General features: G+C 68.0%; 19 protein-coding genes. 7 read left to right on the top strand and 12 right to left on the bottom strand.

Annotated features, from left to right (window positions below; genetic code table 11):
* Positions 1–13 precede the first annotated feature (13 nt).
* The 4 genes from AC24R4_RS03360 to AC24R4_RS03345 are packed head-to-tail and all read right to left on the bottom strand — an operon-like array spanning position 14 to position 4,027.
* Complete coding sequence (locus AC24R4_RS03360) at positions 14–1,087, bottom strand: VWA domain-containing protein (RefSeq protein ID WP_487522229.1); 1,074 nt, start codon at positions 1,085–1,087, stop codon at positions 14–16.
* Complete coding sequence (locus tag AC24R4_RS03355) at positions 1,084–2,082, bottom strand: DUF58 domain-containing protein (RefSeq protein ID WP_487522228.1); 999 nt, start codon at positions 2,080–2,082, stop codon at positions 1,084–1,086. The genes AC24R4_RS03360 and AC24R4_RS03355 overlap by 4 nt, the downstream gene beginning before the upstream one ends.
* Positions 2,060–3,073 (bottom strand): AAA family ATPase, encoded by a 1,014-nt coding sequence (locus tag AC24R4_RS03350; protein WP_487522227.1) that lies wholly within the window; start codon positions 3,071–3,073, stop codon positions 2,060–2,062. Before AC24R4_RS03350 ends, AC24R4_RS03355 begins: the two co-directional genes overlap by 23 nt.
* Positions 3,074–3,085: 12 nt before the next feature.
* Positions 3,086–4,027 carry a S1C family serine protease gene (locus AC24R4_RS03345; RefSeq protein WP_487522226.1) on the bottom strand — a complete coding sequence of 314 codons (942 nt, stop codon included), beginning with the start codon at positions 4,025–4,027 and terminating at the stop codon, positions 3,086–3,088.
* Positions 4,028–4,099: 72 nt separating this feature from the next.
* Here AC24R4_RS03345 and AC24R4_RS03340 point away from each other — a divergent pair, with 72 nt between their 5' ends.
* Entirely contained in the window at positions 4,100–5,164 is a 1,065-nt protein-coding gene (locus tag AC24R4_RS03340; RefSeq protein ID WP_487522225.1) for a VWA domain-containing protein, read from the top strand.
* A gap of 214 nt (positions 5,165–5,378) precedes the next feature.
* A complete protein-coding gene (locus tag AC24R4_RS03335) occupies positions 5,379–6,380 on the top strand; it encodes a class I SAM-dependent methyltransferase (RefSeq protein ID WP_487522224.1) in 1,002 nt (333 codons plus the stop codon).
* Between the two features lie 49 nt (positions 6,381–6,429).
* On the opposite strand, the gene AC24R4_RS03330 is transcribed toward AC24R4_RS03335, so the two are convergent.
* The gene (locus AC24R4_RS03330) at positions 6,430–8,793 is read right to left on the bottom strand and encodes a cytochrome P450/oxidoreductase (RefSeq protein WP_400395118.1); all 2,364 of its coding nucleotides are present in this window, start codon (positions 8,791–8,793) and stop codon (positions 6,430–6,432) included.
* A 29-nt stretch (positions 8,794–8,822) separates the two neighbouring features.
* Positions 8,823–9,794 carry a Bug family tripartite tricarboxylate transporter substrate binding protein gene (locus AC24R4_RS03325; RefSeq protein ID WP_400395120.1) on the bottom strand — a complete coding sequence of 324 codons (972 nt, stop codon included), beginning with the start codon at positions 9,792–9,794 and terminating at the stop codon, positions 8,823–8,825.
* Positions 9,795–9,895: 101 nt separating this feature from the next.
* On the opposite strand from AC24R4_RS03325, the gene AC24R4_RS03320 reads away from it, so the two are divergent.
* On the top strand, positions 9,896–10,714 hold the full coding sequence (locus AC24R4_RS03320) for an IclR family transcriptional regulator (RefSeq protein WP_400395122.1): 819 nt from the start codon (positions 9,896–9,898) through the stop codon (positions 10,712–10,714).
* A 29-nt stretch (positions 10,715–10,743) separates the two neighbouring features.
* Here the strand turns inward: AC24R4_RS03320 and AC24R4_RS03315 are convergent, their stop codons facing one another.
* Positions 10,744–11,451 carry a glutathione S-transferase N-terminal domain-containing protein gene (locus AC24R4_RS03315; protein WP_400395124.1) on the bottom strand — a complete coding sequence of 236 codons (708 nt, stop codon included), beginning with the start codon at positions 11,449–11,451 and terminating at the stop codon, positions 10,744–10,746.
* Positions 11,452–11,695: 244 nt separating this feature from the next.
* Between AC24R4_RS03315 and AC24R4_RS03310 the strand changes: the two genes are divergently transcribed.
* Positions 11,696–12,700 carry a hypothetical protein gene (locus AC24R4_RS03310; protein WP_487522222.1) on the top strand — a complete coding sequence of 335 codons (1,005 nt, stop codon included), beginning with the start codon at positions 11,696–11,698 and terminating at the stop codon, positions 12,698–12,700.
* A 32-nt stretch (positions 12,701–12,732) separates the two neighbouring features.
* Here the strand turns inward: AC24R4_RS03310 and AC24R4_RS03305 are convergent, their stop codons facing one another.
* Together AC24R4_RS03305 and AC24R4_RS03300 are read right to left on the bottom strand one after the other, a co-directional pair.
* Positions 12,733–13,719 carry a glycosyl hydrolase gene (locus AC24R4_RS03305; protein ID WP_487522221.1) on the bottom strand — a complete coding sequence of 329 codons (987 nt, stop codon included), beginning with the start codon at positions 13,717–13,719 and terminating at the stop codon, positions 12,733–12,735.
* An 83-nt stretch (positions 13,720–13,802) separates the two neighbouring features.
* Complete coding sequence (locus tag AC24R4_RS03300; protein ID WP_487522220.1) at positions 13,803–15,926, bottom strand: di-heme oxidoreductase family protein; 2,124 nt, start codon at positions 15,924–15,926, stop codon at positions 13,803–13,805.
* Between the two features lie 713 nt (positions 15,927–16,639).
* Here AC24R4_RS03300 and AC24R4_RS03295 point away from each other — a divergent pair.
* Complete coding sequence (locus tag AC24R4_RS03295; protein ID WP_487522219.1) at positions 16,640–16,903, top strand: hypothetical protein; 264 nt, start codon at positions 16,640–16,642, stop codon at positions 16,901–16,903.
* An 8-nt stretch (positions 16,904–16,911) separates the two neighbouring features.
* Positions 16,912–17,049: a hypothetical protein gene (locus AC24R4_RS03290; RefSeq protein ID WP_487522218.1), complete on the top strand. Its 138-nt coding sequence runs from the start codon at positions 16,912–16,914 to the stop codon at positions 17,047–17,049.
* An 87-nt stretch (positions 17,050–17,136) separates the two neighbouring features.
* Here AC24R4_RS03290 and AC24R4_RS03285 read toward each other — a convergent pair whose 3' ends face one another.
* On the bottom strand, positions 17,137–18,663 hold the full coding sequence (locus AC24R4_RS03285) for a sensor histidine kinase (RefSeq protein ID WP_487522217.1): 1,527 nt from the start codon (positions 18,661–18,663) through the stop codon (positions 17,137–17,139).
* A 244-nt stretch (positions 18,664–18,907) separates the two neighbouring features.
* Between AC24R4_RS03285 and AC24R4_RS03280 the strand changes: the two genes are divergently transcribed.
* Positions 18,908–19,381 carry a Dps family protein gene (locus AC24R4_RS03280; protein ID WP_487522216.1) on the top strand — a complete coding sequence of 158 codons (474 nt, stop codon included), beginning with the start codon at positions 18,908–18,910 and terminating at the stop codon, positions 19,379–19,381.
* A gap of 112 nt (positions 19,382–19,493) precedes the next feature.
* Here the strand turns inward: AC24R4_RS03280 and AC24R4_RS03275 are convergent, their stop codons facing one another.
* The gene (locus AC24R4_RS03275) at positions 19,494–19,970 is read right to left on the bottom strand and encodes a DUF3331 domain-containing protein (protein WP_400397614.1); all 477 of its coding nucleotides are present in this window, start codon (positions 19,968–19,970) and stop codon (positions 19,494–19,496) included.
* Positions 19,963–20,973, bottom strand: coding sequence for a helix-turn-helix transcriptional regulator (locus AC24R4_RS03270; RefSeq protein ID WP_487522215.1), 1,011 nt, complete (start codon positions 20,971–20,973; stop codon positions 19,963–19,965). Before AC24R4_RS03270 ends, AC24R4_RS03275 begins: the two co-directional genes overlap by 8 nt.
* Between the last annotated feature and the right edge of the window lie 253 nt (positions 20,974–21,226).

Raw genomic sequence — 21,226 nt, 5'->3', positions numbered from 1 at the left:
CGGCGGCCTGACGCTACAGCACGCGCCCGAACCACCATAGCGACAGCAGCCCCGCGCAGGTTGCGAGCAAGGCGCCCAGCGCGGCAAAGAACGCGGTGACCTCGATCTGGTCGCGCTTGCCATGGGCCAGCCGGGCGTTGATGGCGCGGTACACGGTTTTGAGCCGCGACGCGTCTTCCAGCCGGAAGTACTCGGCACCGGTGGCGTCGGCCACCTGCTTCAGCACCTGTTCGTCGAGCTTGACCCGGGCCGACATGCCGTCGGCCTTGAGCACCACGCCTTCGACGGTGCCCACGCCCACCGTGTAGATGCGCACGCCGTGGGCGGCAGCCAGCTGGGCGGCCTGCAGTGCGGCCGGGCCGGCATTGCTCTCGCCGTCGGAGAACAGCACGATCGCACCGGCCGCGTAGGAGCCCGGCGCGACCGGCTCGTCCGTATCGACCGGCCCCGATTTCGGAACGGGTCCGTCCTCGTTCATCAGCCGCGCCGCGTCTTCCGTCAGTTGCGGCATCAGCGTGGTCAGCGCAATCAGCAGCCCGTTGCCCAGCGCCGTGCCGCCCTGTGGCTGCAGCTTGTCGATGGCGGCGGCCACGTCGTCCTTGCGGCGGCTGGGCGCCTGCGCCACGGCCGCGGTGCCCGCCATCGCCACCACGCCCGTACTGACGCCGGACGGCTGCGCATCGAGCAGCACCTTGGCCGCGCCCTGCGCGGCGCGCAGGCGGCTGGGCTTGACGTCCTGCGCGCGCATGCTGCCCGACAGGTCGATCACCAGCACGACCGTCTCGATCCGTGACGGCAAGACCGTCACCGCCTGAGGGCGGGCGATGGCCACTACCAGTGCGGTCAGCGCCAGCAGCGCGAACACGGGGGCCACATGGCGGCGCCAGTTCGCCGGAGCCTTGCCGGCGGTGTGGGCCGCGCCTGCCATGCCGGCGACGCGCAAGGCCGGGTATTGCGCGGCAGCGTGGCGCCGGCGAGCATCGAGCCACAGGTAGCCCGCGCCCAGCAGCAGCACCAGCGCCAGCAGCCACAGCATGGCGGGCCACAGAAAGCTCAGCACCGGCATCCGGTTCAGCGCATCGATCATGCGATGCCCCTGATGGCGTCGCGCACGGCGCCAAGCCGGCGGCTGCGCTGGCGCGCGAACTGCAGCAGTGCCAGGTCCAGGCGGGTGTCGGTGGACAGGGTCAGGCAGTCCACGCCGGCACGGGTGAAGCCCAGGCGCAGTTCGGCCTCGCGGGCCTCGGCGATCGCCGCGAAACGCTTGCGAAAGCCCTTGTCGTGGGTGTCCACCACCATCTGCTCGCCGGTTTCGGCGTCCTGCATCACTACCACGCCCAGGTCGGGCAGTGCCTGCTCCAGCGGATCGACCAGCCGCACGGCTACCACTTCGTGGCGCCGCGCCAGCATCGCCAACGATGCCTGCCAGCCGGGCGCGCTGATGAAGTCCGAGACGACAAACATCACCGAGCGGCGCTTCGCGACGGCGCGGGCACGCTCCAGCAGGTCGCGCAGGCGGGTGTCGCCCGGCGATGCGGCTGGCGTGGCGTGCATGCGGTGCAGCAGATGCATCAGGTGGCGGCGGCCGGCGCGCGCCGGCACCACCGCGGCCGAGGCATCGGCCGCGCCGCCGTACAGCACGGTGCCAACGCGATTGCCGTAGCGGGTCAGCAGCAGCGCCATGACGGTGGAAAAATCGGCCAGCAGGTCGCGCTTGCGCACCGTGCCGGAGCCGAAATCGACCGATGCACTGAGGTCCAGCAGAAACCACGCCGCCACCTCGCGATCCTCCTGGTACTCGCGCACATGCGGCGTCTGCAGCCGGGCCGTGACGTTCCAGTCGATATGGCGCACATCGTCGCCGGGGTGGTACTCGCGCAGGTCCGCCAGATCGAGCCCGAAGCCGCGAAACAGCGTGCGGTAGTCGCCCTGCAGCAGGCCGTCGAGCCGCCGGACCACGGTCCATTCCAGCCGGCGCAGCAGCGCGTCGGTCTGGCTGGCGCCCACGCGCGCCACGCCGTCTCCGGCGACGACGCCTGTCGGGCCGCTTTGGCGCCGCCTAGCGCGCAGCCGCCCGAACATGGGATTCCATGGGCCGTTCCGGCACCGGCAGCGCCTTCAGGATGCGGGCAATCAGCTGGTCGGCCGTCACCGCATCGGAGATCGCCTCGTACGACAGCACGATGCGATGGCGCAGCACGTCGGGCACCAGGTCGGTCACGTCCTCGGGCAGGGCATAGTCGCGGCCGCGCAGGTACGCCAGCGCGCGCGCCCCTTCGATGAGGCCGATCGTGGCGCGCGGGCTGGCCCCGAACGACACATAACGCTCCAGATCGTCGAGGCCATGGCTGGCGGGTTTGCGTGTGGCGGCCACCACGCGCACCGCGTACTGGATCAGGCCCGGGTCCACGTACACCTTGCGGCACTCATCCTGCAGTCCGGCCAGGTGCTCGGGCGTGGCAATCGCGTTCACGCCGATGCGCGGGCCGGTCACGCGGTTGACGATCACGACCTCTTCTTCCTCGGTGGGATAGCCCACCAGCACCTTCATCATGAAGCGGTCCACCTGGGCTTCGGGCAGCGGGTAGGTGCCCTCGGTCTCGATCGGGTTCTGCGTGGCCATGACCAGGAACGGTGCCGGCACCGGATGCGATTCGCCGGCAATGGTCACCTGTTTCTCCTGCATCACTTCCAGCAGTGCGCTCTGCACCTTGGCCGGCGCGCGGTTGATTTCGTCGGCTAGCAGCAGGTGGGCGAAGACCGGCCCGCGCACCGTGGAGAACTCGCCGGTGCCCTGGTTGTACATGCGGGTGCCGATCAGGTCGGCGGGCAGCAGGTCGGGTGTGAACTGGATGCGCTTGAACGATCCGCTCATGGTCCGTGCCAGCGTGTTGACCGTCAGCGTCTTGGCCAGGCCGGGCACGCCTTCCACGAGCAGGTGCCCGCCGGCCAGCATGGCCACCAGCACCCGTTCCAGGAAGTGGTCCTGTCCCACCACCACGCGCTTCACCTCGTACAGCAGGCGTTCCATCAGGTTGGCGCTGTCGATGGCGCCGCGGGCTGGGTCGTTCATGGGCCTCCGCGTCTAGAAGGGAGATGATCCAAGGGCCATGCCGGCACTTTCGATCGTGATGGCAAAGCCGATACCGAGAAAGGTGCCGCTCGGGTTGGGGTTGAGGATGGCGGTGACGATGCCCACCACCTCGCCATTCATGTTCACCAGCGGCCCCCCCGAATTGCCGGGATTGGCCGCCGCATCGAACTGGATGAGCTTGTCCAGCTTCTGCTTGCGGTCCGGCGACACGAACTGCCGGTCAAGCCCGGAGATCACGCCGGCGGACACCGACGGGCCGATGCCGAACGGAAAGCCCACGGCCACCACCTCCATGCCCGGCGCCAGGTTCTGGCTGGACCCGAGCGTGGCAGCCGGCAGGTCGTCGGGGATCGATTTCGGCTGCACGATGGCCAGGTCCTTCTCGGGCATCGCCTGCAGCAGCGAGGCTTCCGATGTCTGGCCGTTGTGGAAGGTGACCTCCAGCCGGCTGGCGTCGGCCACCACGTGGTAGTTCGTGATGATCGTGCCGGTTTCGGTGACGACCACGCCGGACCCGATGTGGCGGGCTTCCGACCGGGCTTCGGGCTGCTCGCTGCGCCGGGGGGGATCGGTCGCGGCGGCCTCATCGCGCTGCGGGCTGGCGTTGGGGGCCGCCTTCGGCGCGGCCTTCTGGGCGGCTTTTGATCTGGCGTCGGGCGGATCGCGCTTTGCCTTGGCGGCGGGCGGCGGATCGGGTGCCTTGTCGGGCGCGTAGCTGCGGATCTCGACCACCGATTCGCGGATGGATTCGGCGGCCCGGGCGGCCTGGGATGGCAGCGTCTTGGTCTGCAGCGTGTGCAGCACGGCGGCGTCGATGTCGGCCTGCGTGAGCTTGCGCGGCGGCGGCTGAGCCAGCCACGAAACCGATGCGCCTGCGGCAAATACCAGGGCGACGGCCACTGAAACCAACCCGTAGATCGTCACCCGTTTCATCGCAGCCCCCGGTTCCGTCGCGCCTTAAAAAATACAGTACCATCCTCTTACTCACGCGCCAAGGAGCAGGGCATGCAGTTTCTCTGGCCGCAAATGCTCTGGCTGCTGCTTTTGCTCCCACTGCTGGCAGCCGCCTACGTGTATCTGATCGCACGGCGCAAGAAGGCAGCCCTGCTTTATGCCAGCCTTGCATTGCCGCGCGCCGCGCTGGGGCCCGGCCAACGCCTGCGGCGCCACATTCCCCCCGTTCTGTTCCTGCTGGCACTCGGCGCCGCCTTGCTGGCCTGCGCGCGGCCCAGCGCCACCATCACGCTGCCTTCCGACACCATCACGCTGGTGCTGGCGATGGATGTCTCGCGCAGCATGGAGGCCACCGACGTGGCGCCCACGCGCATCGCCGCCGCCCAGCAGGCCGCGCGTGACCTGGTGGTGGGGCTGCCGTCGAGTGTGCGGCTGGGCATTGTCTCGTTCGCCGCCACCGCCGCGGAAGTGCTGGCCCCGACCGATAACCGCCAGGACATGCTCGACGCGCTCGACCGCTTCCAGCTGCAGCGCGGCACGGCCACCGGCAGCGGCCTGATACAGGCCCTGGCCGTATTGTTTCCCAATGATGGCATCGACCTCGAAGCCGTCCTGTTCAACGACGGCGCACCATTGCTGGGCAGGCCCGCCCCGTCACTTGACGAAGCCGCCGCGGCAGACGCCGCGCGCAAGCGGGCGAAGGAGCGGCCACCGGTGCAGCCGGGCTCGTACCGGCACGGCGCGGTCATCCTGCTCAGCGACGGCCGCCGTACCACCGGCCCGGACCCGCTCGACGCGGCGCGCATGGCCGCCCAGCGGGGCGTACGCGTGTACACCGTGGGCTTTGGATCGGCGCAGGGCGGCGTCGCCGGCGAGCCGGTGCTGTCCTACTTCATGCAGCTGGACGAGCCCTCCTTGCGCGCCGTCGCCAATATCACCGGCGGCGAATACTTCCAGGCCGGCTCTGCGGCCGACTTGAGCCGCGTGTACCGCCAGCTCAGCGCACGTTTTGCGCTGGAGCGCAGGGAGACCGAGGTCGGCGCGCTGTTCGCGGCGGTCGCCGGCCTTCTGCTGGTGGCGGCATGTGCGCTTTCCATCCTCTGGTTCCGGCGCTGACCCGCGTTATGTGGGCTACCGCACCAACTGTGCACAAATGGCGGCTTTTCGGACAGTGCTGCATTGCGGCATGACTGCTTAACTTTTCCGAAATGTGTCAACGGCTGTGCCGTAGCGCACTGGCCGACCCAGTCCCATACCCGGAATTTTCCGCCGACGATTGCGCAGCAGCGCGACGCCGGGAATGTTCTTTTTTTGCCTTGGTGGGGGAGACATGGAGCAGTCCGATACGCTTGCGGCAGCCGGGCGGGAACCGGTGACGGCGGCCGGCTCGCCGATGGCCACGCCACGGCGGCATCCCGAAGCACGGGATGGTCGTGGCCATGACTACCTGCAACGCCTCCGGCCCTATCTGAAGGCGGGGGCTTGCGTGCAGGATGGCTGGCTTCCCCGGGCGCCGATCCGGTATACGCGCGGCATGCTCGCCAATGCACACTACTTCAGTCATCCAAGATGGATGGACGACTGGCTGGCCAATGTCCATCGCTATCCGCAATGGCGCGAACGCTGGCATGCCGCGACGGGACCGCTCGACGGCAAGGTACTGGTGGACGTGGGTTGCGGCCCCGGCAACGTGCTGGCCACGCTGGGCGGCGCGCCGCGCGTGGCCATTGGCGTGGACGTCGCGGAGGGCAGCCTGCAGCGCGCGGCCGGCGTTGGCTATGTCCCGCTGCAAGCCGATGCGCACGACATGCCGCTGGCCACGGGCATTGCCGACATCGTGGCCATCAACGGGTCGCTGCACCACTGCGACGACATGGCCGCCGTGCTCGTCGAAGCCGCGCGGCTGGTCAAGCCGGGCGGGATGCTGATCACCGACCATGATCCCCAGTTCACCGCGTGGAACTTCCGCGGCCTGGCCATGCTGATGTGGCGGCTGCGCGTGCCGGTCTACCGCTGGCTCAAGCGCGGCGGTCACGCGGCCGCCGATAACGAACAGTACTGGGCGTTGGCGACCGAGCTGCATCACCGCCCCGGCGATGGTGTGACCGAGACCTTTATGCGCGGCGTGCTGGAGCCACGCGGATGGCAGGTGAGGGTGCTTCCGCACAATCACATGGTGGGGGCCGAAGTATTTGACGGGCAGATCGGCCCGTCGCCATGGAAGATTCGCATGGCGCAGTGCCTGTCAGGCATCCGGCCGGGCACACCGCAGGCGGCGATGAGCCTGTTCTGCGTCGCCCGGGCGCCGTCTTCCACGCCGATGCCGAGGTAGCATTTCGGCCGGTGTGATGCGGCAGACCATCAAGGGATGGCTGGGCTGGTCATAGCGCCAGTACGATCTTCCCGCCGCGCGCGGCACGCGAGCAGCACGACATCATGCGGTTGTTCGCGTCGCGCTCGGTGCGGGTGAGCACGACGTCGCGGTGGTCGATGTCGCCATCCAGCACGCGTACCTCGCACGATCCGCACAGGCCTTCCTCGCAGTCGCTCTGCACGTCGATATTGGCGCGGCGCAGCGCGGTGAGCAGGGTCTGGTCGGCCGGGACGTCGAGCGTCAGGCCCGAATCCTTGAGCTCGACGGTGAACGCCTGTTCTTTCGATGGGTCCAGCGTGCCGAGTGTGGAGCTGAAGTGTTCGACGCGCAGCGTGTCCTCGGGCCAGTTGGCGCAGCAGGTTTCCAGTGCCTCGATCATCCGCGCCGGGCCGCAGGCATAGATCTGCGTGCTGGCGTCCGGGCGCGCGAGCAGTCGGGGAAAGTCGGCACGGTGGCCTTCATCGGCCGCATGGACCTGCAGGCGGTCGCCGTGCAGCGCGGCCAGTTCATCGAGCAGAGCCATGGCCTGGCGCGACCGGCCGCAGTAGTGGAATACGTAGTCGATGCCGAGTTCGCGCGCGCGGCGCGCCATGGCGCTGACCGGCGTCACGCCGATGCCGCCGGCCACGAAGATGGCCTTGCGGCAGCTTTCGTCGAGCCGGAAGTGGTTGCGCGGGCCGCGTACCTTGAGCTTGTCGCCGACGCGCAGATTGGCGTGGATCCAGGCGGAGCCGCCACGGCTTTCCGTCTCGCGCAGCACGGCGATCTCGAACACATTGGCATTGGCCGGGTCGCCGCACAGCGAATACTGGCGCGAGATGCCGGTGTGGCCGCATTCGACGTCGATATGCGCGCCGGGCGTCCAGCGCGGCAGGGGACGCCCGTCCTGCGACGCCAGGCGAATTCGCAGCACGTCCTGCGCAGCCGGCTCGACCGCCTCGACCACCAGCGTGCGGCCGATATTGCCGGTGGGCTCGCCGATGCGCACCGCGTCGCGGGGTGCCAGCACGGCGGGGTCGGTGCGTTCCGGATTCTGCGCGGGGTCCCATTCCACCCACAGGTGCTCGGGGCCGCGGAACGACGTGTTGGGCACGTACGTGAAATGCTGGTCGGCCAGCCGCAGGTGCGGCAGGCGGCTGGTCAGTTCTTCGAGGAAGATCTGCATCTCCATGCGTGCCAGATTCTTGCCCATGCACTGGTGCGCACCGTACCCGAAGGTGAGCTGGTCGCTGGCGTTGTCGCGGTGGATGTCGAACAGGTCGGCATCGGAAAAATGCCGCTCGTCATGGTTGGCCGACGATGTCACGATCAGCAGCTTGCTGCCGGCCGCCAGCGGGATGCCGCCCACCTCGGTGTCCCGCGTCACCACCCGCCGCCAGGCGGCCACCGAGCCGTTGTGCCGCAGGCATTCCTCGACGGCATTGGGAATCAGCGCCGGGTCTTCGCAGATCTCGCGCCAGACGTCGGGGTGCTGCAGCAGCAGCTTGATCGCGTTGGCCGATGCATTGGCCGTGGTCTCATGCGCGGCCACGATGCCGGCCATCATCATCGAGTGCAGGTACGAATCGGTGACGACCTCGGGCAGTTCCTGCTGCTTGCGGATGCCGTACTGCATCCAGCCCGCCCCCGACGGGTCTGCACGCATCTTGTCGAGGATGCGGCCCGCCAGTTGCCAGAAGTTGCCCACGGCATGGGCAACGGCCACCTGTTCCTCGGGCTTCGGCCGGCCCCAGGTGTTCACCGTGTGGGCGATCGAATACTGGCGCAGCAAGTCCATGTCTTCCTCGGGCACGCCGAGGAAGTGCAGGGCGACGGTCAGCGGCACCTCCCAGAGCATCTGGTCCACCAGATCGGCGCGGCCGTCGTCGATGAAGCGGTCGACGTATTCGCGCGCCAGCCGGCGCACCAGCGGTTCATGGTGCACCAGCTCCGCCGGGGTGAACGGCTCCATCAGCGCGCGGCGGCGCGGCATGTGGGCCGGTTCGTCCTCGTTGACCAGTGTCCGGTTCATCGCATAGCCATACGACGCCAGCACGGCATTGGCTTCGTCGCCGGTGGGCGTGATCTTCTCCAGCGCGATGGCCGGGCTGAACGTGAGGTGGTCGCGGAAGATCGCCTTGATGTCGTCGAAGCGGGTCACCACCCAGTAGCCCAGTTTGGGGCTGTAGAACACGGGCTCCTGCTCGCGCGACCAGCGCACGTAGTCGGGCGGGTCCTGCTGGTAGCCGTCCTCGAACGGATCGAACGCCGCGGCGTTGTGGCTGACCGGGCAGCCGTTCGGCGCCAGAACAGGGGACGCGCCGGCGGCGCGCAGCGCGGTGTGGTCGATCGGGCAACCCGCGCCGTGCGCGGGTGGGGTGGACTGCGTCATGCGGAACTCCAGCTACGGGCGATGGTGCGTCAGTCGAGCGAAATCTTCAGGTCCTGGATCAGCCGGGTCCAGCGCGCGGTCTCGCTGCGCAACAGGTCGGCAAACTGGGCCGGGGTGTTGCCCACGGGCTCCACGCCGAAGTCGACCAGCTTCTTGTGGATGGCGGGGTCTTTCACGGACGCCACGACTTGCCGGTTCAGCGTGTTGATGACCTCGGGCGGGGTGGCGGCCGGCACCACCATGCCCACCAGCGCGGCGGCTTCCACGTTCTTGTAGCCGAGTTCGGCGAAGGTTGGCACGTCGGGCAACTGGGGCAGGCGCGTGGCGTTGGCCACCGCCAGCGGGCGCACCTTCCCGCCCTTGATGAAGCCCGCACCGGCGGCGTAGTCGACCATCATCGCGGGAATCTGGCCGGCGGCCACGTCGGACAGGGCCGGCGCCGCGCCGCGATACGGCGCGTGGGTCATGGTCAGGTGGGCTTCGGTTTTGAGCAGCTCCATCGCCAGATGGTGCGGGCTGCCGGCGCCGGCCGATCCGTAGTTCACGCCGCCCGGCGTCGCCTTGACCTGGGCGATGAAGTCCTGCGCGGTCTTGGCCTGAGTGCCGGGGCCGACCACCAGGATCATCGGAAAGCGGCCCAGCAGCGTCACGGGCGCCAGGTCGCGCGTGGGGTTGTACGAAAGCGTCTTGTACAGCGCCGGATTGAACACCAGCGTGCCGTTGTCGGCCGACAGCACCGTGTAGCCGTCGGGCGCCGAGCGGGCCGTCTCCGAAGCGCCAATCGCGGTATTGCCGCCCGGCTTGTTGTCCACCACCACCGGCTGGCTGACGCGCGCGGACAGCCCCTGTCCGATGGTCCGGGCCAGGAAATCCGATCCGCCGCCGGCCGGGTAGGGCACGATCCACCGGATCGGCTTGGCAGGCCAGGCATCGGCGGCATGTGCGCCGGTGACCACTGCAAAGGACAGCGCAAGCAGCGCGATGGGGTGGAATCGGGGCATGGGGTTGTCTCCTCGGTATTTGGCCGGATAGTGGTGGGCCTGTTTTGCGTAAATCATATACGCATTGCGTAATCAATGAATGAGGGTTAACCTCGGGCGCCATGACTTCCGCTACCGAACGCACTCCGGATCCCAGCCCCCGTCCGCGCGAACGCCGCCAGCGCGTGCAGGCGGCCGAAACCGGCATGGCCGTGCTCAAGACGCTGGCCCGCCTGGGCGGGCGCGCCAGCCTGACGGCCATCGCGGGGCAGATCGGCGAAAGCCCGGCCAAGGTGCACCGCTACCTGGTGAGCCTGATGGAGGAAGGATTCGTCGCACAGGAAGCCAACACCCAGCAGTACCACCTGGGCATCGAGGCGCTACAGATCGGGCTGGCCGCGATGCGGCAGGCCGACCCGATCCGGCTGTCCGAAGCCTCGCTGGTGCGGCTGCGCGAGCGGCTGGAAGTGACGTGCTTTATCGCGGTGATGGGCAACAAGGGGCCCACCATCGTACGGATGGAGGAGCCGGGCCTGCCGGTGACGGTGAACGTGCGGGTGGGGTCGGTGATGCCGCTGCTGTGGTCGGCCACGGGCCGCGTGTTCCTGGGCATGCTCGACGATTCGAACGTGCAGGCGCTGGCGCGCGCGGAACTCGATGCGCTGACGCCGGCGCAGCGCGCCGACCTGGATGCGAAGAACCCGCTGGGGGCGTTGCGCGACCCCGTGCGGGCGCAAGGCTGCGCGGCGGTGCGCGATACCAACCTCAAAGGTATCAGCGCGGTGGCGGCGCCGGTGCGCGATGCCACGGGCCGCGTTTGCGCGGTGCTGACCGCGCTGGGCGCCACCGGCGGCTTCGATCCGTCGATCGACGGACCAATCGGCCGCGCGGTGCGCGAGGAAGCCGCGGCCATCAGCGTCTTGCTGGGGTTCGCGGGCTGATCCCGGGGGGCGGCCCGATGCCGCCCGCGTCAGTCCGGCCGCTTCGGAATATCGACCGCGCGCTGCACGGCCGGCCGCGCCACAAAGGCCGCCAGCACCCGCGACACTTCCGGAAAGTCCTGGATGCCCACCAGGTCGCCTGCCTCGTAGAAACCCAGCAGATTGCGCACCCACGGGAACGTGGCGATGTCGGCAACGGAGTAGTCATCGCCCATGATCCACTGGCGGCCCTTGAGGCGGTCGTTCAGTACGTTCAGCAGGCGCTTCGATTCGGCCACATAGCGGTCGCGCGGACGCTTGTCCTCGTAGTCCTTGCCCGCGAACTTGTGGAAGAAGCCCACCTGGCCAAACATCGGCCCGATGCCGCCCATCTGCCACATGACCCACTGCAGGGTCTCGTAGCGCAGCGCGGGGTCGGCCGGCATGAACTTGCCGGTCTTGTCGGCCAGGTACACCAGGATCGCGCCCGATTCCCACAGCGCCAGCGGCTGGCCGCCGGGGCCGTTGGGGTCGATGATGGCGGGGATCTTGTTGTTGGGGTTCAGCGACAGGAATTCGGGCGAGGTCTGGTCGTGCTTGTCGAAGCGCACCAGGTGCGGCTCGTAGGGCAGCCCGGTTTCTTCCAGCATCAGCGATACCTTGATGCCGTTAGGGGTATTGAGCGAATACAGCTGCAGACGGTCGGGATGTTGTGCCGGCCATTTGCCGGTGATCGGAAAGTCGGACAGAACGGTCATCGTGATGAGCTTTGTCGTTGTGTGGGCGAAAACGGCCATGGTAATGGCTTTGGCGCAGTTTCGCCTGGCAGCAGGCAAATACCACTGACACCGCGGGGCCACGCCAGACTGTTGCGCCTGCCTGACACGCACTGGCATCGATGCGCCCCGATGACTACTCTCCATTTGGCTGTTCAGTCATCTGGATGGTATCCGCCGCGCACGGGCGGGCCATATCCTCTAGCTTCTTTCAAGGGAGGGCAGCATGAGGACCTTCTTGGGACTCGCTGCCGGCTGCATGCTCGCCGCCGGCTGCACATCGACACCGAAAGCGCCGCCGGTATTGGCCTTCAAGGCCGACGACCTCAGTGGCAAACCGAAGCGCGCGGCGCAGGCCTGGGTGGCCGCCGGCAAGGACTGGTCGGCGGACAAGGATCTGGGGGCCCTGCTGGCCCTGCCCGAAAACCGCGAAATCAAGGACCTGCTGGCCTCGTCGCAGTGCGCCGAGCCCTCGTCGAAATCTTCCTCGAACGCATCGGCTTCGTCCGCCCGGGCCGCCACCGCAGCCGGCACCGCGTTCGTGGCCAGCGGTACGCGGCTCGTGGCCGACCTCTACGCCGACAAGGACCAGGGCAGCCCAGAACAACTGAAGCGCGAAGCGATCGACGCCAGCACTGTCGATGTAAGCTTTTCGGCGGCCGGATTTCGTGGGGTCCGTTGCGCGGTGTACGCACGCTATGCGCTGGCCGATGCGCCGTCGCGCCCCGGGCTGGTGGCCGTGCTGGCCATCGAACAACGGCTGCAGGACGGCAAGTTCACCGACTACTTCCGCTTCCGTCCACTGTATATCCGGGCGGCGAACACGATTTCGAAGACGGCCGCGGGCAACGGGGCGCAACCGGCGCAGATCGCGGTGTCGTTCGCGCTGGTGACCCGCCAGCTCGTGGTCAATGGCGAAGGCGCGGCAACGTTTGCCGAACTGGGTTCGGCGGCCACCACCATCGCCCGGGTGCCGCTGGGCGGCGACGGCATGCCATGCATCACGGCGCAATGCAGCGGCATGTCGCCGCCGGTGCCGGTGCCGGTGGCGCGGGGCACCGTGGTCCTCGCGATGGGCGTCAGCGAGGCGGGCGATGTGGGTGCCGAGATCGACCAGATCCGCGTGGAGCGCGAGGCGGTGGCTGCGGCGCGCGTGCCGGGGATGCCAACCCTGACGGCACCGGCCGTGACGCCGCTGGCCCATGGATCGGAGCGCCATCTGTCCCGCTAGGCGCGGCAGTCCAACCCGATCCGGGCCTGTTGTCAGAACGGCAGGCTCAGGTAATAGCGGCCCAGTTCCGACAGTTCGCCATCGGCGCCCAGCAGGCTGGTCAAATGCGGATCGGGGTTCCAGCGGCCCGTGAACCATGCGTAGCGGAAGACATCGGTGCGCTGCTCGCAGATGGCCACCATGTCGCGCATCTGCGTCTTCTGTTTTTCCAGCGTATCGACCTGCGCGCCGTCGGCATTGCTGTGCCAGTTGGCGAATTCGGTGACCCAGAACGGCTTGCCATACTTGGCCAGGCGGTCGAGTTGCCCGCCCAGGCCATAGTCGTACCAGTGGAAGGCCAGGTAATCGATCTGGGGATCGCGGTTGCCGTTGGCGGCGCGATACGCGTTGTAGAACGCGTCGAGCCAGACCACGGGATCGCTGTAGCCCGGCATGGTGCCCCACGTGATGGCCGGACCGACCAGCTTGACGCCGGTACGGCCGGCGATGGCCTCGAACTGCGGCCATGCGGCGGCGGCCGCGGCAGGCGACAGGTTGGCCTGGTCCGTCAGGTTCGGCTCGTTCATCAGCAGCAGGTACTTGACCTCCGGGTGGTCCTTCAGCCAGGTCTCCACCGTGGCGGCATCGAACGCGTAGTCGTTCCAGAGCATTGGCACGAAGTCCATGCCATAGGCGGCGCGCGGGTCGGCGGGTGCCGATGCGCTGGGCCGGGGCGACCAGTTGTACCACCACGATACCCCGGGAGCCAGCGCCGCCAGGTCGGCCTTGCTGGCCAGGTCGTAGGCGATGCCGCGCTTGGCGCTCTTGGTCACGCCGGGCGTGGCGTACGGCGGCGTGGTGGGCGCGGTCGGCGTGCTTGGCGAGAGGTGGCCGCCGGAGCCGCTGGAGCCGCCAGACCCGCCGGAGCCGCCGTTCGCGGACGCCGGGGTGCCGCCGTCGCCGCCGCCACCGCAGGCGGCCAGCGCGAAAGCCATGAGCAGCGGCGCCACGGCACGGCTGCGTAGGGTGTGCATCAGCATATGAGTTTCCGTGTGAAGCAAGGTCGGATTGGGTGCCGTCCCCCTCCCGTCCACGGGAGAGGGAAGCTGCTGGCGTCTGCGCGCTACAGCGACTGCAGGAACGCCGTAATCGCGTCGCGGTCGGCCTTCGGCAGGGCTTCGTAGCGTTTGCGGCTGTCGGTGGCCTCGCCGCCATGCCAGAGCACGGCTTCCGGGATGGTGCGGGCGCGGCCGTCATGCAGCAGGCGCACGCTGGCGTCGCCACCCTGCACGAAGCGCAGCGAGCCAAGGCCCCACAGCGGCGCCGTGCGCCACTGGCTCGGATACGCGCGGCCCTCGGACAGCGTGTCGGCCAGGTCGGGCCCCATGTCGTGCAGCAGCAGGTCGGTGTACGGATGGATGGTCTGCTCGCGAAGCTCGGCAAATGGATGCGTGGCGCCGGTCTTCAACGTTGGCGTATGGCAGGCCGCGCAGCGCACCTGCGTGAACAGGTCGGTGCCGCGTGCGATTTGGGCCGGATCCACATCATGCTCGGGCGACACCCGGACGCCGTCGGGGAAGCCGCTGCGCAGCTTGCGCTGGGCCGGCACGGCGATCAGCGACAGGTAGTGCGTCATGCGCTGCAGTTCGTTCTCGCTGATCGACGTCGGCGTGGTGACCGTATGGCAGTTCGCAGCCCCACGCTGGCAGCCGTAGTCGGGGAACATCGGCGACGTCACGCCGAGGTCCTTGATCAGCGCGTCGGCCACCTGCTGGCGGATGCTGCCCTTCGATGCCTTCCAGCCAAAGCGGCCGACGTGGGTCTTGCCCGTCTGCGGGTCCACCACGAGGTTGGCCACGCCGCGGATGCCGTCGCCGTTGGCGTCATCGGGATCGGCCAGGCCCAGGATGGTGGACTCGGGAATGGCCTCCAGCAGCCCCATGCCGATCACCTGCGCGGCCTGGCGCGCCGAGTAGCGTCCCGGAGCCGGGCCCTTGAACGCGAAGACCGGCTTGACCAGTTCCACCTTCTCGCCATCGGGCAAGGTGCGCACGGTGGTGTCGAACGACTGCACGGTGACGTCGTAGGCGGCCGCCTTGGCATCCTGCGCGTGCTGCTGCACGTTATGGCCGTAGACGGGGTCCGGGCCGGTGCCGTCGCCGTTGGCGGTCAGGAACGACATCGTATCCAGCTTCGCGCCAAGCGCCAGCGGCTTGCTGCGGCCGTTGTTGGTGTGGCATTCGATGCAGCGCGGCTGGTTGTAGCGCGCGCCGAGCTGGCCGATATGGGCCGCGAACACGGGGTTGTCGCGATCGTGTTCGGAGTGCGTGCCGTCGGCGAACGATGTGTGGAACAGCCGGCGTCCTTCGACGAATCGCTGCGTATTGGTGATGCCGATGTTGTTGGCCATCTGCTGGAAGACGCGCATCGGCTCTTCCGAATAGTTGTACGACAGACTGGCCTGGCCGCCCAGCAGGGCGTCGTCGGGCAGCGGTTCGGAATCGAGGTTCGGGGCGATGCCGTACCATGGGCGCATGCCCACGCCTACGATGTAGAGCTGCTCGAACGAGTAGTAGCGGCTGCCGCCGCCGTCCACCACCGGGTCGCGCTTGAGCCGCGGCGCCGGGGCCAGCTCGACCTTGTCGCCAATCTTCAGCGGGCTGTGCGGGTCGGTGCGCCAGTTCGAGTCGAAGGTCATCATGCAGTCTTCGCGCGGCTGGCGCTCGCGGCAGATCGGCAGGCCGCCTTCCTTCGGATTGTTGAAACCGTAGTTCAGCGACCAGCCATAGTCGCGCACGGTGGGATCGAGCACGTTGCGGAACAGGCTGAACGTGGTGCCGTCGAAGATGCCCTGGTTCACGCGCAGATAGACCTCGATTAGCTGCTTGCCGGCGGGTACGTGGTCGCGGATTTCCAGGCCAAACGTGCGGTTCTGGAAGTAGAACGTGGGGAAGGTCAGGTAGCGGCCCGGACCCGCGTCCGGGGCGTCCCAGGGTTCGCCGCGCTCGCGCGCGTGGCGCTCGGTCGGGCGCGAGCCCATCATCGTGACCAGCGTGCCGTCGGGCTCCCGGTACTGGATCTGTTCCATGACCGGCGTATCGGCACCGTACAACGGTTCGTAGAGCGATGGCGTGACAGTCGGCGCGGGTGCCGGACTGCCGTCACCGCCCCCTCCGCCGCACGCAGCGGCCAGGAATACGGCGGCCAGCAGCAGTGCCGGCCCACGATGGTGAGCGATTTTCTTCATTGTATTGACCCTTCGTTCTTATCCGAGCCGCGCCGGGCTCCGTTCTCGATTTTTTTATTCCCGGCTTGGCACGGACATCTGCCTTGCGCCGCGAAACGGCCCATTCCCTGTAGCCGCGGCGATTATCGTGAGGCGCTCAAATAGATGTCAATTGTCATTATCTGGCGCATCGGGTGACAAAAATTGCGCCTGGCGGTGACGAGGATCGTCACCGCTCGACGGGACGCCGGATACAGCCGGGTCGATGACATGCACATGACGGAAACCGGAGGTTTTCTGCCAGGGGACGGCGCTTCCGGTCTTGCAGGGTGCGTGCCGCGTGCGCGAATCTGGTGCAGATTTCGTTGCGCAAAAGCCGCAGACATTGCCACGGCGGCGGCAATGCGTTGACGCTCAAAGAGATACGGTGACCGCGCTGGCGCGATGCAGCCGCGAGCGTCACGCACTTGCCGGTCGCCGAGGCCGAGCGAATCGGCGGCACGGTGGCGGGCGTTGCCGCTGGCGGTGGGGCTTTCGGTTTTGCACGTCAGGCGATGCGCCATGCAAACCAAAGGATGATGGTGCTTTACAAATTGACTAGCGCGAGGCAACCCACGTACGAATGCGCCGCAGGGCGGTGCCGCCTACGATGGATTCACGGGCTTGCGACGCGGGCCCCGGCGGGAAGCCGGATGGTTTTTCCGTCTGCAACGCAAGTCAACCAGGAGTCCATCATGATTCGCAAGCACATCGTCCCCGTTCTCGTGGCATGCGGCGTGGCCGCCGTCAGCGCCCTTGGTACCGGCATGGCCAATGCCGCCGAGACCGGCAAGCACCCGGCCACGCAGTCGCATCCGCAGTACAACATTGACAAGCCGCGTGATGTCTACACGCAGGGCGCGCGCTTCAATGTGTCGCCGGCCGACCAGGGCCGCTTCATCCAGGTTGGGCAGGACCTGACCGGCGTATCGGCGCCTCCGGGCAACACGCCCGCTTGAGCGCCGGCATGATCGCCAATGTCGAGATCGACGGCCGGGCCGCCAGCGCGGCCGTCGGGGGTGTCAGGCTGGCGCTGGCATGGCTGGGCGTCTGTGCCGCCAGTTGCGGCATGGCGCTGGTCACGGCGCTCTGGGCAGGCGTCTGAGGTGGCGCCCAGGCGCCGTTCTTTTACGCTCGGTCGGGGTTCAGAGGGCTACGCAATATTCGCCCCCAGTCGCTCCGGGGACCGCGATCAGGCCGCTTCCTCGGTCGCCTGTCCGCCATCGGCCATCCGTTGCGGCAGCCGTACCATCATCTTCGCACCGCCTTCCGGCAACGATTCCGCCGCGATGCTGCCGCCATGGGATTCCACGATGTTCCGGCAAATGGACAGCCCCATGCCCATGCCGTCCGGCTTGGTCGTGTAGAACGCGTTGAACAGGCGATCCATGTCCTTGTCGGGAATGCCCGGACCCGTATCGCTGACCACCAGCAGCACCGCATGGTCTGGCATGACGCGGCTGGCCAGCGTGAGCCGGCGCCGGCCGGACACGTGCGACATGGCCTGCGCGGCGTTCACCATCAGGTTCACCAGCACCTGCTGCAGTTGCGTCCAGTCGCCATGAATCTGCACGCCGTCGGCATCCAGGTCCAGGTCGGCCGATACCTGGTTGTCCTGCAACTCGCGCCGCACCAGTTCCAGCGAAGCCGTCACCAGGTGGTCGACGCCGATATCCACGTACTTGGGTTCCGACTTCTGCGCCATGGCGCGAATCTGCCGGATGATGTCGTTCGCGCGGCTGGCATCGCGAATCACCTGTTCGATCGATTCGGTGGCTTCGGCGATCTCGGGCTCGTCGCGCTGCAGCCAGCGCAGTGCCGAGCTGCCGCAGGTGACGATGGCGGCCATCGGCTGCGTCACCTCGTGTGCGATCGACGCGGCCAGCTGGCCCAGCGTGGTCACACGCGACACATGCGCCAGTTCGGTCATGGTCCGATGCAGTGCCTGCTGCGTCTCGATGGCGTCGGTGGTATCCATCAGGGCGCCCACGTACTCGTGCTGGTCACCGGCCGTGGCGCTGCGGCGCGCCACCAGATGCACGTGACGGATCGCACCACCGGGCAGCAGCAGCCGGTGCCGCAGATCCACGCTGTCCATGCCGCCGAGCATGGCCGCATGCACGCGCTGCACTTCGGCCAGATCGTCCGGATGCACGCGCGTGAGCACCATGCCGAAATGCGGCGCTTCGCCCTGCGGGTAGCCGAGGATACGGAACGCCTCGTCCGACCACGTCATCGTGTTGGCCGGCAGCCGCAGCGCGATACTGCCGGTCTTGCTGAGCCGCTGGGCTTCGGCCAGGAATGCCTCGCTGCGCGCCAGGGCGGCTTCGGTACGGCGCCGCCGCGCCATGTCGGCCAGGTTGCGCAGCGCCAGCAGCGTAGTGGTGCCAATGGCCAGCAAGGCAAAGACAAAGCGTGCCAGTTGGCCGTGATCGGGGTCCGGGTTCTGCGAGAACGCAAAGGCCACCACTGTCAGCACCAGCGCCGTGGCAGCGGTGACCCGGGTGGCGCGGATCGATCCGGTCAGCGCCACCAGCAGGATGACGAGCACATAGACCACCGCGATGGCGAAATCGAGCGGCGTCAGGGCGTCGATCGCGAAGACACACAGGCCCAGCAGGCCTGCCGCGCCCATCAACAGCCGGTTGGTGGTGGTGTTGTACATCCTGTCGCCCGTATCGCTGGTTATCGGTATGCCCATGCCCACGGCCGGCAGCATGGCCCGACGCTGATATTAGTCCTGAATGACTGGTCGAGGAATCATATGAAGGTATAGGAGATGTCCATGCATTCGTCGCCCCTTCCGAACCATGGGTGCGTTTTTGCAAGCGGTTGATCTGGGGACAATCCGCGTCTGCGCCGCAGGTGCACAGTCGAGATGGACACCCGCCCGCGCCGCAGGCGCCCGCGAGTGCACAGAATCGGGGCGCATAGCCCTTTGTCATGTCTTACTGGAGCCCATCATGACCATTACCCAGCTTGACGATCCCGGCCTGGCCGTCACCGAAATCTCGGATCACCTGAACCGGCTGCTGGCCGACGTCTTCGCGCTGTACCTGAAGACCAAGAACTTCCACTGGCACATGTCCGGCCCGCACTTCCGCGACTACCACCTGATGCTGGACGAGCAGGCCACCCAGATCTTCGCGATGACCGACGACGTGGCCGAGCGTGTGCGCAAGCTCGGCGGCACGACGCTGCGCTCGATCGGCGCCATCGCACGGCTCCAGCGCGTGCGCGACAACGACGCCGAGGACGTCTCGCCCAAGGCCATGCTGCGTGAACTGCATGCCGACAACCTCACGCTGGTCGAAGCCATGCTCGATGCCCACGCGGTATGCGACGACCACGCCGACGTGGCCACGGCCAGCCTGCTCGAAAACTGGATCGACGAAGCGCAACGCCGCGCGTGGTTCCTGGCGGAGTCGGTCAGGTAACGTTGCCGCCGCCCAACGCCAAAGCCCTCTCCGCTGGAGAGGGCTTTTGTCATGGCCAGGCGGTGCCGCATGCATGTCTGACGGCTACCATGCCGCGCAACAACATGGCGCGTTACCTGGCGTTGGATCGGTAGGCGATGGTGGGTTGCGCGTCGTCCAGCGCGGGCGCAAGGGCCACGCCGGCGCTGTCCATGGCCGAGGCCAGGATCATCGCGTCGGCATTGAGCGCGGGCGGGCGCGAACGCTGCGGGCGAAACACCAGGTCGCTCTTGTCGATGGGCTGGCCGGACAATGCGCAGACGCCGGTGTCGCGGGCCGAGCCGAGGGTCCAGACCTGCGCCCCGTAGCGGCAGTGCGTGGCGTCGCGCCAGCTCACGACTGCCAGGGCGCCGCTGGGCCGTTCGATGATGCTGACGATCGGGGCATGCGCGCGCAGCGCGTTGTCCTCGGCCGTGTAGGTCGGGGACGCCAGCGTCTGGCGCTTCGGATCCAGCAGCGCGATGGTGCGCAGCCACGTGTCGCAGGCGCTGTCGCGCACGTCCGCCAGATCGCGGGTGTCAGCGGATGCGGGGTACAGGGTTTCAGCCATGGGCGCTCCCGGACGTAGCGGTGACCTTGACGCGCCAGCAGTGCGGCGTGTCGCCGACGAAACGCTTGAAGACAGTGGTGAAATGGGCTTGCGAGCGGAATCCGCAGCGCATGGCCACTTCCAGCACGCTGCCGTCGCCGCCACGCAGCAGATCCTGCGCGTGTTCGATACGGCGGCGCACCAGGTATTCGTGCGGGCGCATGCCCGTGGTGCGCCGGAACTGGGCGGCAAAGTACATGCGCGTGAGCCCGGTGCTGCGCGCGATATCGGCCAGCCCGATGGGCGCGGACAGGTTCGCGTCGATGAACGCGATGGCGCGGCGCAGACGCCATTGGGGCAGCGTGGTCACCGCGCGCGTGTTCGACGCAACGCGCTGGAAATGATTGGCCACCACGCGCGCCACGATGGCCAGCGCCACGCTGTCGGCAAAGATGCGGCCCAGGCCCGGGTCCTGCGAATGCGCCACCGCCAGGGCCTGGCCAAGGCGTTCCAGCGCCGGGTCGGCATGGAAGAACGGATCGTCGAGCCGCAATTCGCCGTCGTGGTCGTGGCCGAACTGGTCGGCATAGCAGGCCGCCAGCACCGATTGGGGCACGAACAGGTGAAGCACGTCGCTGGCCGATGCGTACACGGCGCTGGTGGCGGTGCCCGGCGCGGTCACGTGGACCGCCCCGGCACCCAGTCGTCCGTCAAACACCGGCATGCCGCCGCACAGGAAGCGGATCGAGCTGGACCGCAGGTTGATGGCGATGCAGTGCCGGGTGGGATCGCCGGCGTGCGACACCATGTCGGGCGGCTCGCCGTCGCAGGTCCAGCGCGACACCACGATCGCGTCACGGTGGCCGGGCGTGGCCACGGCCTCGGGCGCGTGGCGCCAGCGGGTTTCGCACTGGACGAATCCGGGCGCCTGCGCGGCGGCCACGCGCAGCTGGGGCGCTGCCCTGGCAGGCGCGGCGCAAGCGGTGTCAGGGGCGTCGAGGACGGTGGTCGCTACATCTTTCATGGCGGGGCTCCGGGTTGGAAGCAGTCTGAGGCTGACTGGAATGCTAGGAGCCGGGGACGGATGCCCACAATTGCCGAGTAGGTGGGGCGGTGTTAAACGAAGGTATAGGCTGGGCCAGCGTCATGCACCGGATAGGGGCGAATCGCGCGGATAGGGACGGTCCCGCCATCCGGTAGTGCCATCCGAAAAAAGGTGCGGTCGCGTGGCGCGACCGCCGTGTCGCGGCGGGCCGACGCCTATACGAAGGCATAGT

This window comes from Cupriavidus sp. CER-90, assembly GCF_057652055.1.
The sequence above is the reverse complement of the archived record's forward strand: the minus strand, read 5'-3'. Positions and strand labels throughout refer to the sequence as shown.